The following is a 15121-nucleotide window of genomic DNA, read 5'->3' as shown; positions in this document are numbered from 1 at the left end:
CGGATTCCTCATCTGAAAACGGCTGTAGCAGGCCCCTTGTTACGCGGAACGTTACGTAACGCCGGTAGCGTTCCGAGCCCCGAAACACATGCCACACCGCCGTACAGCGCCATCTGCGGGTGTCGTGGCGTGGGCATGCTTGGTGCTTTATCCGTGCGCCCAAGCCCGCCGGCGCGCGGTCGGTCGTGTCACCCACCCCTCTTCTGCGCCGGCCTCTTCGCTTGCTTCGCTTCCCCACCGGGAGCGACCGGCCGCATGCCGCCACCCTCGGCGTGCCGGCCATCCCCCCCCCCACAACAAAAGCATTCAAGAGGAGACACCCCATGCAAATGGGCAACCCACGCGTGCGGCACGGCCGCATGCTGATGTCGGCGCTGCTGTGCGCGGCGCTTTCGCTGCCGGGCTGCGGCGGCGGTGACAGTTCAGCCGTCGCCAACAGCATCCCCGCAGATTCAAACACCGCGCAGCCAACACAACCGGCGCAGCCCGCCGCAGTCAACTGGACCACGCTTGGTACGCGCGCCACACCGGCGCAGCCAGGCACGTCCATTACGAGCAACGCTGGCGCCAAGTGGGTCGACTACAACCCGCCCGCTCTGTATGCGGGCGTCGCGCGGCAGGCCATGCAGTACATCACCATGCCCGACGGCACGAAGCTCGCGGCGTATGTGACGTTGCCCGCCGACGCATCGGGCAAGGCCGCTGCGGGGACGTTCCCCACGGTGCTGGTGCAGACGTCGTACAACGGCGGCAACGCGCAATACGAAGCATCGATCGGTGCAGCGCTGGGCGCGGCCGATCCGTACATCGTCCAGCATGGCTATGCGACGGTGGTGGTGGATGTGCGCGGCACCGGTCAGTCGCAGGGGGCGTGGGATGCCTTTGGCGCCGACGAACAAAGCGACTACGGCCATGTGGTCGACTGGGTGACGCAGCAAACGTGGAGCAACGGCGCGATCGGCCTTTACGGCGTGTCATACCTCGGCATCACGACGGTCATCACGGCGGCGCAGAACCACCCTGCGGTCAAGGCGGCGTTCCCGATCGTGCCGATTGGCGATGGCTACCGCGACATCGTCTTCACGGGTGGGCAGACGAATCTCACGTTCATACCGGCGTGGTTCGGTTTGGTATCGGTACTGAGCCTGACCGATCCGACGCTGGTGACGGACCCGACCATCGGGTTGCCGGCTGTTCTGCAGCATCTGGTGTCTGCCGTCACGACCTTCCAGTTGCCGACCATGCTCCAGGCGCTGCTGGGCAGCACGGCCACGGCCTACGACGGCGCGTTCTGGGCGACACGCTCGCCGCTGGAGAACGACGGCAAGATCAAGGTGCCGACCTTCGCGGTGGGCGGCCTGCACGATCTTTTCCAGCGCAGTGAACCGCTCACGTACGAGAGCATCAAGACGCAGGCGCCGGCCAAGCTGCTGATCGGCCCATGGACACATCTGCAGGCCGCGTTGGGCAGCGGGTTACCCGTCGACGGCGTGCCGCCGCTGAACCACATTCAACTGCAATGGTTCGACCAATACGTCAAAGGACTGAACGTGGGCGCCGATGCGCTTCCCAACGTCACGCAATACGTGACCGGCCTCGGCCACTACGCCACGGCCACGGACTGGCCGCATCCACAGGCGCAGGCGCAGCAGCTCTTTCTGCGTGGCGATAAGAGCCTGTCGGCCACCGCGCCTGCGGCAAACGAAGCGTCCAACACGGTCGCACAGCTGCCGCTGAACGGCGCATGTTCGATCAGCCTGTCGCAATGGACCGCCGGCTTGACGGGTTTCCTCCCGCTGCCGTGCCAGACCGACGACACCATCGCCGAAGCCGCCGATGTGAAGTTCGAGACGCCGCCCATGCCGGCCGATGTCTACCTCAACGGGCCGATCGAAGCGGATGTGTGGATCTCGACCACTGCGCTGGACGCCGGCGTCTCGGTACGCATTGACGACGTGGACGGGGCGGGCAATGTCACGCCGCTCACCGATGGCCTCCAGACGGCCTCGTTGCGTGCGGTGGACGCCAGCCGTTCGCGCACGATGAACGGCCTGATGATCCAGCCATGGCATCCGTTCACGCCCGGCTCCGTCCAGCCGCTCATGCCGGGTCAAGCCGTGATGGTGCCGGTCGAGGTATTCCCGACCAGCGCGCTCATCGCCAAGGGCCACAAGCTGCGGGTAGCCGTGGGTGCAAGCAACCTGCCGCAAGGCGTGCCGCCGCTGCCCACGCTGCTCAACTCGTTGTTCGGCGTGCTGACGGTCTACAGCGATGCGGCCCATCCCTCGAAGGTTGTGCTGCCCGTGGTGCCGGCCACGGTGCTGTAGCAAGCGCCCGTCCGCGGTGATCTGACGGCCCGCTTCGCGGGCCGTTTTCTTTAGATACCAGGCACCACCAAAATATGTAATCCGGCAATTACATCCGCAAAACTACGCATCGCGAATACTGTAGTGAAAATATCGACATCTGAATATAAATAACGCAAATAGAGTAGGAAAACGTTGGCGCCATCCAGCCTGCATAATCCATCCCACGATTCGAAACGATGGCGCCCCAGCCCTTGCCAGGCAAGGTTTCATCAGCAAAACAACCGCCCTAATCCGCATTAAGTGAAAACGCTCAGAAGAATGTTATTCAGGATTTTCTTTTCAATGCCGATAACCCCGTGGAGACCGGAAAATCCAACTAGGGAAAATCGGTCACACCGTGACACAACCTGTCCCTTTCTTAACTACGCAGCCCTTGCGCATAACTAAAGTGGTCGTCGACCGTCTTTCTCAAGCCGCTCCGGTGCGCGACCACATCTCAATTCATTCAGCAAACCGGAGGACGCTGTGAACCTTTTTCAGATGACCATCAAAGCCAAGCTCACAACGGGCTTTGGCGTGCTGGCAGCCATTGTTGTCGTGGTATCGGGCATGTCGTTGCGGGCGCTGTCCGAATCGACCGAAGGATTCTCGAACTACGTGCACGGCATCAGCGCCCGCGCAGACGTCGCCAACGACGTGCGCACGGCGGTGGATCGCCGCGCCATCGCCGCACGCAACCTGGTCCTCGTGGTCACGCCAAAAGATCTGGATCTGGAGAAGGCTGACGTCTTTCGTGCGCACGACGATGTGAAGAGCAAGCTCAAGCAGCTCAACGACATGATTGCGGGCGCCAAGGACGTCAACGACCGCGCCCGTACGCTGGTGGAAGACATCAATCGCGTGGAAGCCCAGTACGGCCCCGTGGCGACCGACATCGTCGGGCTGGCACTGGCCGGCAAACACGACGAAGCCATCCAGAAGATGGACAACGAATGCCGCCCGTTGCTGGCCGCCCTAATCAAGGCCACCGACGCGTATGCCACTTACACGCACGAGCGCCAGGAACAGCTCGTACAGGCGTATGAGGCGCAGTACGTCATGCAGCGCAATCTGCTGGCCGGCCTGTCGATCGGCGCGGTGCTGCTGGCAGTGATCGCCGGCATCATCATCACACGCTCGATCACGCAGCCGATCCGCACGGCGGTGGATGTCGCCCAGACGGTGGCGCGCGGCGATCTGAGCAGCCGCATCGACGTACAAGGCAAGGATGAGACGAGCCACCTGCTCTCTGCCCTGCGCGACATGAACGGCCGCCTGACCGAGATCGTCGATAAGGTGCGCGACAGCAGCAGCAGCGTGGCCGGCGCAGCCAAACAGATTGCGGCGGGCAATGCCGACCTGAGCCAGCGCACGGAAGCACAGGCATCGTCGCTGCAGGAAACGGCAGCCAGCATGGAAGAGCTGACTTCCACCGTGAAGCAGAACGCCGAGAATGCACAGCACGCCACCGCGCTCGCCTCCACCGCCTCGGAAGTGGCGCTCAAAGGCAGCACGGTCGTTGGTCAAGTCGTATCGACCATGCACGACATCAGCGAGCGCTCGAGCAAGATTGCAGACATCACCGGCATCATCGAAGGCATCGCGTTCCAGACCAACATCCTCGCGCTGAATGCCGCCGTGGAAGCCGCACGTGCGGGCGAGCAAGGCCGCGGCTTTGCGGTCGTCGCCAGCGAGGTGCGCAGCTTGGCGCAGCGCTCGTCAACGGCGGCCAAGGAGATCAAGGAACTGATCGCCTCGTCGGTGGAACGCATTCACGACGGCTCCACGCTGGCGGGCGAGGCCGGCGAGACGATGACGGAGGTCACGCAAGCGGTGGCCCGCGTCACGCACATCATGGAAGAGATTGCCGCCGCATCGGTCGAGCAGAAGCGCGGCATCGAACAGGTCAACCAGGCGATCTCGCAAATGGATGAAGTCACGCAGCGCAATGCGGCGCTGGTGGAAGAAGCCGCAGCCGCATCGCAATCGCTGCAGGACCAGGGGCAAGAGCTCAACGCTACGATGTCCTTCTTCCGGGTCGATCCGCACGCCGCACGCGCCTGACCGGAGCACGGTCACCGTAGCAGTTGTCGTCTCCAAGCTGTCATTGCGCCCGCCGCCGAAAGGCCGCGGGCGTTTTCTCTTTTCTGTCCTGTGTCTTTCGTTAGGCCGTCGTTCGTGACTTCCGTTGCATTGGCGGGCTCGCACGCGCGACGCAAAGTGGATTGGCCCCGCGTGAGACAAGCGACGGGGCAAGCCGGGGCCGTGCACGGCCCGCCCTGCCGACGAAAGCCACCATGCGACACAACAGCCCACACCTGCAACGCGGCTCGCTTTCTACCTTCCTGCCGAGCATGCCATCCAACGACGGGAGGCTCGCATGATCCCGCTCGGCTTCGCGCATTGGCTACGCCCGCGTGCGGCTCCGCAGCCACAACCAATCCCGCCCCTCGTTGAACAACTGCGTGAAGAATGTGAAGCGATGGCCCGCTACGCCCTGCACCACGGCTTGCCAGTCGCGCCAGAACTCATCGCCCAGCTCGGCCCGCTCATCGACCGCCAGATGCCGCCGCAGGCCACACCGCACCACGCGCTGGCAGCCATCCACCGCAAGCTTGCAGCCGCCATTGCACCAGCCACGCCGCAGGCCGTCACGCTGCTCGACACGCAGCATCGCAGCGATCATCCATTCCCATGGCTCGGTCCTGTGCCGTTGATCCGGCTGCTGACCAGCGCTGCGATCGTCTTCCTGATCGCCGTGATTGCCACCGGCATGTCGCCCGACGTATCGAGCGCAAACATCGACCGGGGCTTCCTCGATTCGGACGGCGCGCCCCTGTTATGGAACACGCTGTTCCTGCTGTTCTGCGCGGGGTTGGGCGCGTCGTTTGCCACGCTGTTTCAGGCGCATCGCTATGTGGCGGCAGCCACCTACGACCCGAAGTACGACGCGTCCTACTGCGCACGGTTGATCCTCGGCGTGATTGCCGGATTGATTCTGGTCGAGATGCTGCCGGCGCATCTGTTCGATGGCGGCAGCATGCACAACTTCGGGAAACCGACGCTGGCGATGCTGGGCGGCTTCTCTGCCACCGCCGTGCACCGGCTATTGCAGCGGCTGGTGGATGCGCTCGAAACACTCGTACGCGGTGACCGCTGGGCCGATGCCGACGCTGCCATGCAGACCTATCGCGCCCGCGCTGCCAGTGAGCGTACGCAGTGGCAAAGCGAACTCGCCGCAAACCTGATCGATCTGCAACAGTCGTTCGACAGCAACGCCTCACCCGAAGCGATGCGCCAACGCCTGGCCGACTTCACGCGCGCCATGCTCGCCGCCAGCGACCCGCCGGCTTCTGCGCCCCCCTCTGCCTCCAACCGGCCATCCAAGGAGTGACCTCATGCTGTTCCTCTACAACATCCCCGCATGGGCGATGGGCGCGATCATCGTCTTCGCCACGCTATTCGTGGCATTGGGCGGCTACGTGCTAGTCCGCCGTGTTCTTCCAGTCACGCTCGACGCCGAACAGCGCAACATGACCATCGCCATGATGACGGCCGTCACGACCATCAACTCACTGCTGGTCGCCTTCTCGGCCATCTCGGTATGGGGTGCGTATCAAGCCGCCGCCGACATCGTCGCCGCCGAAGCTGCGTGTGCCACGGAACTTGCCCGCGATCTCTCTGCGTTCTCGCACCCGAGCGCCACCACCGCGCGGCGCGAGCTGATCACGTATCTGGAGCATGTCGTCCACGACGAATGGCCGAGCATGCAGCAGCAAGCGCGTCCTGATGCCGACACGGAGGCTGCGTTCAACAACATGTTCGCCACGGCCAACCGCATCACGCCCCATGACGACCGTGAGCGCGTGCTGCTGATTGAAGTGCTCGCCCGCGTCAACGAGATGGTGAAGTACCGGGAGAAACGCCTGCAGAATCTGGAAGCCGCCATGCCCGGCACGCTTTGGGGCGTGATGCTGATCGCAAGCGGCCTTTCGCTGTTGCTGCTCTATGCGCTGCCAGCCACGCGCTTTCACATGGCGCTGGTGGCGGTGTGGGCGACCACGCTGGGCCTGGCGTTCTTTTTTGTGCTGGCCGTGGACCGGCCCTTTGCAGGCGAAGTCAGCGTCAGCGCGGCGCCGCTGGAGCGGTCTATCCAGACGCTATCGAACGACAAGCCGCAGGCGCATCCCTTGCCCGACTGAGCGCGCCGCCTCGCCGCGCTGCCCCCACTCGTGTTGTGGGCTGGCGGGAGAGGTCAGCCCAAGGGTCGGAGTTCCCACGCTTCGACCCTGCCCTTTGCCGGCTCGTCGGGAGCCGGCTTTTTTACTGCGGATCGCGAATATAGCCGACGAGTTTGTCGATCACCGGCCGGTTCGGCTTGGTCACGAGGCTCACGACAATCGCAGCAACAAAACCGGCCGGCACGCCGAACGCACCGGAGGCGATCGGGTCGACGCCAAACCACGGCTGGCCAAGCACGCCCGTCATGCGCGTGAAGAACGGGTAGTTGGCGATGATGTAGTACACGCTCACGGCCAGCCCCGCCAGCATGCCCGCGATGGCACCGGCACGATTGGTGCGTTTCCAGAACACGCCCAGCACCAATACCGGAAAGAAGCAGGACGCCGCCAACGAGAAAGCCGCCCCAACCAGAAAGAGAATGTTGCCCGGCTTCAGTGACGTCACATAAGCGGCCAAGAGCGCCACGCCCAGCAACACCACCTTGGCGCTCGTCACGCGCCGCTGGTGGCTGGCCGTGTTGTCGATCATGTGGAAGTACACGTCGTGCGACAGGGCGTTGGCGATGGTCAGCAGCAGGCCATCGGCCGTCGACAGCGCCGCTGCCAACGCGCCCGCTGCAATCAACCCGGACAACACGTACGGCAGCCCCGCAATTTCGGGCGCGGCCAGCACGATCATGTCTGGCTGCATCATCACCTCTGCCCACTGCACGATGCCGTCGCCGTTGATGTCATGCAGAGCGAACACGGGTGGGTCGACCTTGCGCCACGGCACGATCCACTGCGGCAAGTCAGCAAACGGCGCCCCGACCAGATGCTGCAGCAAATCAAGCTTGACGAGCGCCGCCAGCGCCGGCGCCGACACATACAGCAGCGCCACGAAAACCAGCGTCCAACTCACGGAATTGCGTGTCTCTCGCACTGACGGCGTGGTGTGAAAGCGCGTGAGGATGTGCGGCAGGCTGGCCGTGCCGACCATCAGGCAAAACACCAGGAGCACAAAATTCAGCCGCTCGGTGCCACGCTCGTTTTGCGACGCCGACGGAAATGGCTCAGTGGATGGCGGCGCCATGCGGCTGCGTGCCAGCGCGTCTTCGCGCTGCTGATTCCAGAGGATCGACGCGGCGGCCGCATCCGGCGGAAATTCTTCGCGCTGGCGCTCCAGAGACTTGATCTCGCGCAGCGGCGCATTGCGTTCGCGTGCAAGCCTGAGCTGCGTATTCAGCGTTTCCCGCGCATGCTCGAACGACTGCGGCAGTTGCGAGATGCGCTCCTGCAGCGCCTGCGCCTCGCTCAGGAACTGGTCGCGCACGTGCTGCTCGGCAGGGTCGTGCGCGATGCGCCGTTCCTCTTTCTCGATCTGCAGCAGCAAGCGGCCCGTCGAAAGCTGCGGTACCGGATCGTGATACCGATGCCAACCGATGATCGACACCACCCCCAGGAACGACACGATCATGATGATGTACTGCGCCACCTGGGTCCAGGTCACAGCACGCATGCCGCCCAGGAACGAACAGACCAGAATGCCTGCCAGCCCGAAGAACACGCCCACCGAAAACTCGACGCCGATAAAACGCGTGACCACCAGTCCCACACCCTGGATCTGCGCGACGAGGTAGACGAACGAACACAGCGTCGCACCCAGCACCGCGATGCCGCGCACGACAGAACTGCCGCCGCGCTCGCCATTGCCGTAGCGATTGGCCAGGAAATCCGGCACCGTGTAGCCACCGAACTTGCGCAGGTACGGCGCCAAAAGGAAAGCGACCAGGCAGTAGCCGCCCGTCCAGCCCATCACGTAAGCGAGGCCCTCGTAGCCCGAGGCGAACACGATGCCCGCCAGGCCGATGAATGAGGCGGCGCTCATCCAGTCAGCCGCCGTGGCCATGCCGTTGAAGAACGCCGGCACGCGGCGCCCTGCCACGTAATACTCGGTCAGATCGGCCGTGCGGCAGATCAGCCCGATGCACGCATAGATGGCGATGGTGACGAACAGGAACACGTAGCCGAGCCACACGCCCGGCCCACGCACACGCTCGATCGCGCCCATCATCACGATGAAGAGCAGCAGCCCTACGGTATAGAGCCCGTAATAGAGAAACAGCCGCTTGCGAAAGCGGCTGTCTTGTTGGGAGTCGGCGGCCAAGGTTGGCGACCAGCGCTGGCGGTTAGCGCGTTTCCTTCAGTTGATCGAGGATGGCCGGATTCTCGAGGGTGGACGTGTCCTGCGTGATGTCCTCACCCTTGGCCAGCGAGCGCAACAAGCGGCGCATGATCTTGCCCGAGCGCGTCTTGGGCAGGTTGTCGCCAAAACGGATGTCCTTTGGCTTGGCAATCGGGCCGATCTCCTTGCCGACCCAGTTGCGCAGCTCGTTGGCGATCTGCTTGGCTTCCTCGCCATCGGGGCGCGAGCGCTTGAGCACCACGAACGCGCAGATGGCTTCGCCCGTCATGTCGTCGGGGCGGCCCACCACGGCGGCCTCCGCAACAATCGGGTTCGCCACCAGCGCCGATTCGATCTCCATCGTGCCCATGCGGTGGCCCGAGACGTTCAGCACGTCATCAATGCGGCCCATGATGGTGAAGTAGCCGGTGTCCTTGTCGCGGATGGAGCCATCGCCCGCCAGATACAGCTTGCCCCCCAGCTCTTCTGGGAAGTAGCTCTTCTTGAAGCGCTCCGGGTCGCCCCAGATGTTGCGGATCATCGACGGCCACGGACGCTTGATGACCAGGATGCCGCCCTGCCCGTTCGGCACGTCGTGCCCGGTTTCATCGACGATGGCAGCCATGATGCCCGGCAGCGGCAGCGTGCATGAGCCCGGCACCAGGGGCGTGGCCCCCGGCAGCGGCGTCATCATGTGGCCGCCGGTCTCGGTCTGCCAGAACGTATCGACGATCGGGCAACGGCCGCCGCCAATGTTCGTGTGGTACCACATCCAGGCTTCCGGGTTGATCGGCTCGCCCACGGTGCCGAGCAGGCGCAGGCTTGAGAGATCGTACTGCTTGGGGTGGACCTTCTCGTCGGCTTCGGCAGCCTTGATCAACGAGCGGATTGCCGTCGGTGCGGTGTAGAACGTGTTGACCTTGTGACGCTGGATCATGTCCCAGAAGCGGCCGGCGTTCGGATACGTCGGCACACCTTCAAACACGACTTGCGTGGCGCCGGCCGCGAGCGGGCCGTACGCGATGTAGCTGTGACCCGTCACCCAGCCGATGTCGGCCGTGCACCAGAAGATGTCGTCGGGTTTCAGATCGAACGTCCACTGCATGGTGAGCAACGTCCACAGCAGGTAGCCACCCGTGCTGTGCTGCACGCCCTTCGGCTTGCCGGTCGAACCCGAGGTGTAGAGGATGAACAGCGGATGCTCCGCGCCCACCGGCGTCACTTCGCAGGTGTCGGGCTGACCCGCCTCGACTTCGTCCATCGCGCGGTCGCGACCTTCCACCCAGTTCACATTGCCGTTGGTGCGGCGGTAGACGATGACGTGCTTGACGGCGTCGGTGCCTTCCATGGCGAGCGCTTCATCGGCGATGGCCTTGAGCGGCAGCGCCTTGCCGCCGCGCATCTGCTCGTCGGCCGTGATGAGCGCCACGGCGCCCACGTCGACGATGCGTTCCTGCAGCGACTTGGCGGAGAACCCGCCGAACACTACCGAGTGCGTTGCACCGATGCGCGCGCACGCCTGCATGGCGACGATGCCTTCGATCGACATCGGCATGTAGATCACGACGCGGTCGCCCTTCTTGATGCCCAGGGCCTTCAGGCCATTGGCGAAGCGGCAGACGCGGGCGTGAAGTTCGCGGTAAGTGACGCGCGATACCTTGCCGTCGTCGGTCTCGAAAATGATGGCGACCTTGTCGGCGTTGCCGTTCTCAAGGTTGCGTTCGAGGCAGTTGTACGAAGCGTTGAGCTCGCCGTCTTCAAACCACTTGTAGAACGGTGCGTTGGACTCATCCAGCACCTTGCTGAAGGGCTTGTGCCACAGCAGATGCTCGTGTGCGAGGCGCGCCCAGAAGCCTTCGTAATCGTGCTCGGCTTCGGCACACAGCGCACGGTACGCATCCATGCCGGCGATGTTTGCCTGTTTGACAAAGGATTCGGGCGGGTCGAACACGCGCGTTTCCTGCAGGACAGATTCAATGCCAGCCATGGTGTCTCCTGATAGCGATGTCTGTAGTCGTTTTGCGGCGAATCTAAGGGGCTGACCTGACTCCAGCCTTACGCATTTCTGCACCGCAAACCGACGTGAAGGGCATTACTATAATGCGTCACTTCATGTTACGGCACGCATCGCAACGCAACATAGCCGGCCAGAGAGCCGCGTCCCGTGCCGGTTTCCACTGATTCCTCATCGTGCCCATCCACGCCCTTTTCCTGATTGCTGCCATGGCATTGGTCGGCAGCAACGTCGGTTTCGGCAAGTCAATCGTCGCCGTCATGCCGGTGATGTTGTTTGCACTGCTGCGTTTTCTGATTGCCATCGTCTGCATGGCGCCGTGGTACAAGCCGTCGCGCATGCGCCGCGTGACGCGCAGCGAGTGGACCAACCTCTTCCTCCAAGCGTTCTTCGGTACCTTCGGATTCACGCTGCTGATGCTCAACGGCGTGCGGCTGACCTCGGCGCTGGCCGCCGGCATCATTACCAGCACGATCCCGGCCGCGGTGGCGCTGCTGTCATGGCTCGTGCTGCGCGAGAAACCGTCGGGGCGCACGCTGGTGTCGGTGGCGCTCGCAGTGGCGGGTGTCGCCATTCTCAACGCCTATCGCGGAGGCGAGTCTTCGGGCGCGGCGCCTGCCGATTCGGGACAGGCGCTGCTGGGCAATGCGCTGGTGATGGGCGCGGTGTTATGCGAGTCGATCTACGTCATTCTGTCGCGGCGCCTGACGCAAACGTTGCCCGCCATCGAGATCTGCGCGTACACGCACCTGATCGGCGGCCTGCTGATGCTGCCCCTGGGGCTGATGCCGCTGCTCAGCTTCAATGTGTCGAGCGTGCCGTTGCCTATTTGGGGCCTTGTGCTCTGGTATGCGCTGTCGGCCAGCATCTTCTCGTTCTGGCTGTGGATGAAAGGCATCCGGCACGTGCCGGCGCATCTGGCGGGCGTGTTCACCTCGGTGCTGCCGATTGCGGCAGCCACCTACGGCATCGTCGCTCTGGGCGAGACGCCGGGCTGGCCGCATGGCATTGCGCTGGTTTGCGTGGTGGCGGGCATCCTCATTGCAAGCTGGCCTGCACGGCCACGCTATCCGGCGCGCCGCTCGCGTGTGGCGGACCCGCTGGACCCGCTCGATCCGTCACTGGACCGCGAATAGCGCAAGGGGCGGCAGCCGTCTTCCAGTCAGCGGTTCGGCAAACTTGGGACGCTACAATCACGCGTTTTTCACCCGGCCCCGTTTCCCATGAAGTCGCCCATCGCTCCGCTGCGCCCGATTCCGCGCCTGATTTTCTTTTCCCGCTGGCTGCAACTGCCGCTTTACCTGGGGCTGATCATCGCCCAGGCAGCGTATGTGTACCTCTTCGTCGTCGAGGTGTGGCACCTGGTTTCGCACCTGGGCGACCTGGACGAAACCAAGATCATGCTGGCCGTGCTGGGCCTGATTGACGTGGTGATGATCTCCAACCTGCTGATCATGGTGATCATCGGCGGGTACGACATCTTCGTGTCCAAGCTCGGCATTGAGGGCCATGAAGATGAGCCCGAATGGCTGGATCATGTCAACGCGGGCGTGCTGAAGGTGAAGCTGTCGATGGCGCTGATCAGCATCTCGTCGATCCACCTGCTCAAGACGTTCATCGACGCGGCGCAGAAAGACACGCACACGATCCTGTGGCAGGTTGTCATCCACGTGGCGTTCCTGGTTTCTGCACTGGTGATGGCGTGGGTAGACCGCATCGTTTCGCATGCGCATCCGCACGGCGGGGCTGCCGACGCACATTGACGCCGTGCCCCTGTCGGCGCGGCGAGTCCGATGAAACCGGTCGGACAATCCGTGGCCGACATTGGGTGTATGATCGCAGGCTATTCTGAACCGGCAGCGCCCGCTGCCGGTGCGCAGTGCAGATCACTGCCCTGCCGCATCCCCGGTTTCTCATTCCTACACGTTGGTCCCCACCATGACCGTCATTCGTCAAGAAGACCTCATCCAGAGCGTCGCCGACGCCCTGCAGTACATCAGCTACTACCACCCGATGGACTACATCACTGCTCTGGGCCGCGCCTATGAGCAGGAGCAGAGCCCGGCCGCCAAGGATGCCATCGCGCAGATCCTGACCAACAGCCGCATGTGCGCTGAAGGCAAGCGTCCGATCTGCCAGGACACCGGCATCGTCACCGTCTTCCTGAAGGTCGGCATGAACGTGCGCTGGGACGGCGCCACGATGAGCCTCGAAGACATGGTCAACGAAGGCGTGCGCCGCGCGTACAACGACGTCGACAACAAGCTGCGTGCAAGCGTGCTGGCCGACCCGGCCGGCAAGCGCACCAACACGAAGGACAACACCCCGGCTGTGATCAACATGTCGATCGTGCCGGGCGACACAGTGGACGTGATCGTCGCAGCCAAGGGCGGTGGCTCCGAAGCCAAGTCGAAGTTCGTGATGCTGAATCCGTCGGACTCGATCGTCGACTGGGTGCTCAAGACCGTGCCGACCATGGGCGCCGGCTGGTGCCCGCCGGGCATGCTGGGCATCGGCATCGGCGGCACGGCTGAAAAGGCCATGCTGCTGGCCAAGGAAGCCCTGATGGAGCCGATCGACATTCAAGACCTGATCGCCCGCGGCCCGAGCAACCGCGCAGAAGAACTGCGCATCGAGCTGTACGAGAAGGTCAACGCGCTGGGCATTGGCGCGCAAGGCCTGGGCGGCTTGGCCACCGTGCTCGACGTGAAGATCCTGGACTACCCGACGCACGCGGCCAACCTGCCGGTCGCCATGATCCCGAACTGCGCCGCAACGCGTCACGCGCACTTCACGCTGGACGGCAGCGGCGTTGCCAAGCTGGAAGCGCCGGACCTGTCGCAATGGCCGAAGGTCGAGTGGGCACCGAATACGGAAACGTCGAAGCGCGTCGACCTGAATACGCTTACGCCGGAAGAAGTTGCTTCGTGGAAACCGGGCCAAACGCTGCTGCTCAACGGCAAGATGCTGACCGGCCGCGATGCCGCACACAAGCGCATCGCCGACATGCTCGCCAAGGGCGAAAAGCTGCCCATCGACTTCACCAACCGCGTGATCTACTACGTCGGCCCGGTCGACCCGGTGCGCGATGAGGTTGTCGGCCCGGCAGGCCCGACCACGGCCACGCGCATGGACAAGTTCACCGAGACGATGCTCGCCCAGACGGGCCTGATCGCCATGGTGGGCAAGGCCGAGCGCGGCCCGGTCGCCATCGAGTCCATCAAGAAGCACAAGTCCGCTTACCTGATGGCCGTGGGCGGCGCGGCGTACCTGGTGTCGAAGGCCATTCGCGGCTCGAAGGTGCTGGCGTTCGAAGACCTGGGCATGGAAGCCATCTACGAATTCGACGTGAAAGACATGCCGGTCACCGTGGCCGTGGACAGCTCGGGCACATCGGTCCACAAGACCGGCCCGGCGGAATGGCAAGCGAAGATCGGCAAGATTCCCGTCGCAGCAGGCTGATCCGTTCACGCGATATGACGACACGCGCGCAGGCACCGGTCGGGGTCTTTGATTCCGGCCTCGGAGGGCTCTCCGTCCTGCGCGCGATTCGTGCCGAACTGCCGGCCGAATCGCTTCTCTACCTGGCGGATTCCCGCCATGCCCCGTACGGGGAAAAATCTCCCGAATACATTGCCGAGCGCACGCTGCAAGTGTGCGAATGGCTGGTCAATCAAGGCTGCAAGGCACTGGTGATCGCGTGCAATACCGCCACGGCGCAGGCCGTGCACGTGCTGCGCGAAAAACTCGCGGTGCCGGTGATTGGCGTCGAGCCGGGTGTAAAGCCAGCGGTTGCCACGTCGAAGAGCCGTGTGGTTGGCGTGCTCGCCACCGAAAGCACGCTGCGCAGCGAGAAATTTGCACGCCTGCTGGCGGCGGCCTCCGGCGATTGCAAGGTGCTGAGCCAACCCGGCTACGGCCTCGTCCCCCTGATCGAGCGCGGCGATACCCACTCGCCTGCGGTGCTTGAGCTGCTGCAGGCCTATCTGCAGCCGATGCTGGACGCGCATGCCGACACGTTGGTGCTCGGCTGCACGCACTACCCGTTCCTGGAAGACGCCATCCGCGAGATTGCGGGCGACCGGCTGACATTGATCGACACCGGTCACGCCGTCGCGCGCCATCTGGGCCGCACACTGGCAGCAGCGGGATTGCAGGCATCAGGCCAAGCCGCGTCGCCACGCTTCATGAGCACCGGCGACGTGCTTCCGCTGCAAGCCATGGTGGCTGCATTGTTGGGAGAGGCGCCGATGGCACAGCGCGTCGATATTGGCGATACGCCGCTGAGCCCGGCCACGACCTCGCTCGCTTCTCAACCGGAATAACGCCGCTCAGATACAACAACGCCGCCCTG

10 protein-coding genes are annotated in these 15121 nt (G+C 63.9%); 8 read left to right on the top strand and 2 right to left on the bottom strand.

Annotated elements, in window-relative coordinates; all coding sequences use genetic code 11:
• Positions 1–323: 323 nt before the first annotated feature.
• The 4 genes from BM136_RS01690 to BM136_RS01675 all read left to right on the top strand — a co-directional run bounded on the left by BM136_RS01690 (position 324) and on the right by BM136_RS01675 (position 6550).
• Positions 324–2327, top strand: a complete 2004-nt coding sequence (locus BM136_RS01690; RefSeq protein ID WP_092969736.1) for a CocE/NonD family hydrolase — start codon at positions 324–326, stop codon at positions 2325–2327.
• Positions 2328–2849: 522 nt separating this feature from the next.
• Complete coding sequence (locus tag BM136_RS01685) at positions 2850–4412, top strand: methyl-accepting chemotaxis protein (protein WP_092969734.1); 1563 nt, start codon at positions 2850–2852, stop codon at positions 4410–4412.
• Between the two features lie 316 nt (positions 4413–4728).
• Positions 4729–5742, top strand: a complete 1014-nt coding sequence (locus BM136_RS01680; RefSeq protein WP_092969732.1) for a hypothetical protein — start codon at positions 4729–4731, stop codon at positions 5740–5742.
• Between the two features lie 4 nt (positions 5743–5746).
• The gene (locus BM136_RS01675) at positions 5747–6550 is read left to right on the top strand and encodes a bestrophin-like domain (protein ID WP_092969730.1); all 804 of its coding nucleotides are present in this window, start codon (positions 5747–5749) and stop codon (positions 6548–6550) included.
• A gap of 121 nt (positions 6551–6671) precedes the next feature.
• Here BM136_RS01675 and BM136_RS01670 read toward each other — a convergent pair whose 3' ends face one another.
• Both BM136_RS01670 and acs read right to left on the bottom strand, forming a co-directional pair.
• Positions 6672–8735, bottom strand: a complete 2064-nt coding sequence (locus BM136_RS01670; RefSeq protein WP_092969728.1) for a sodium:solute symporter family protein — start codon at positions 8733–8735, stop codon at positions 6672–6674.
• Positions 8736–8757: 22 nt separating this feature from the next.
• A complete protein-coding gene (acs, locus tag BM136_RS01665; RefSeq protein ID WP_092969726.1) occupies positions 8758–10740 on the bottom strand; it encodes an acetate--CoA ligase in 1983 nt (660 codons plus the stop codon).
• 203 nt (positions 10741–10943) lie between these two features.
• Between acs and BM136_RS01660 the strand changes: the two genes are divergently transcribed.
• The 4 genes from BM136_RS01660 to murI all read left to right on the top strand — a co-directional run bounded on the left by BM136_RS01660 (position 10944) and on the right by murI (position 15092).
• Positions 10944–11903, top strand: a complete 960-nt coding sequence (locus tag BM136_RS01660; RefSeq protein WP_092969724.1) for a DMT family transporter — start codon at positions 10944–10946, stop codon at positions 11901–11903.
• 87 nt (positions 11904–11990) lie between these two features.
• A complete protein-coding gene (locus BM136_RS01655) occupies positions 11991–12530 on the top strand; it encodes a TIGR00645 family protein (RefSeq protein ID WP_092969722.1) in 540 nt (179 codons plus the stop codon).
• A gap of 175 nt (positions 12531–12705) precedes the next feature.
• Positions 12706–14229 carry a fumarate hydratase gene (locus BM136_RS01650; protein WP_004634356.1) on the top strand — a complete coding sequence of 508 codons (1524 nt, stop codon included), beginning with the start codon at positions 12706–12708 and terminating at the stop codon, positions 14227–14229.
• 14 nt (positions 14230–14243) lie between these two features.
• A complete protein-coding gene (gene murI / locus BM136_RS01645) occupies positions 14244–15092 on the top strand; it encodes a glutamate racemase (protein WP_092969720.1) in 849 nt (282 codons plus the stop codon).
• The last annotated feature ends 29 nt before the right edge of the window (positions 15093–15121 follow it).

The organism is Ralstonia sp. NFACC01 (assembly GCF_900115545.1).
Classification (GTDB): domain Bacteria; phylum Pseudomonadota; class Gammaproteobacteria; order Burkholderiales; family Burkholderiaceae; genus Ralstonia; species Ralstonia mojiangensis.
This window is presented reverse-complemented; position numbering and strand designations above follow the sequence as displayed.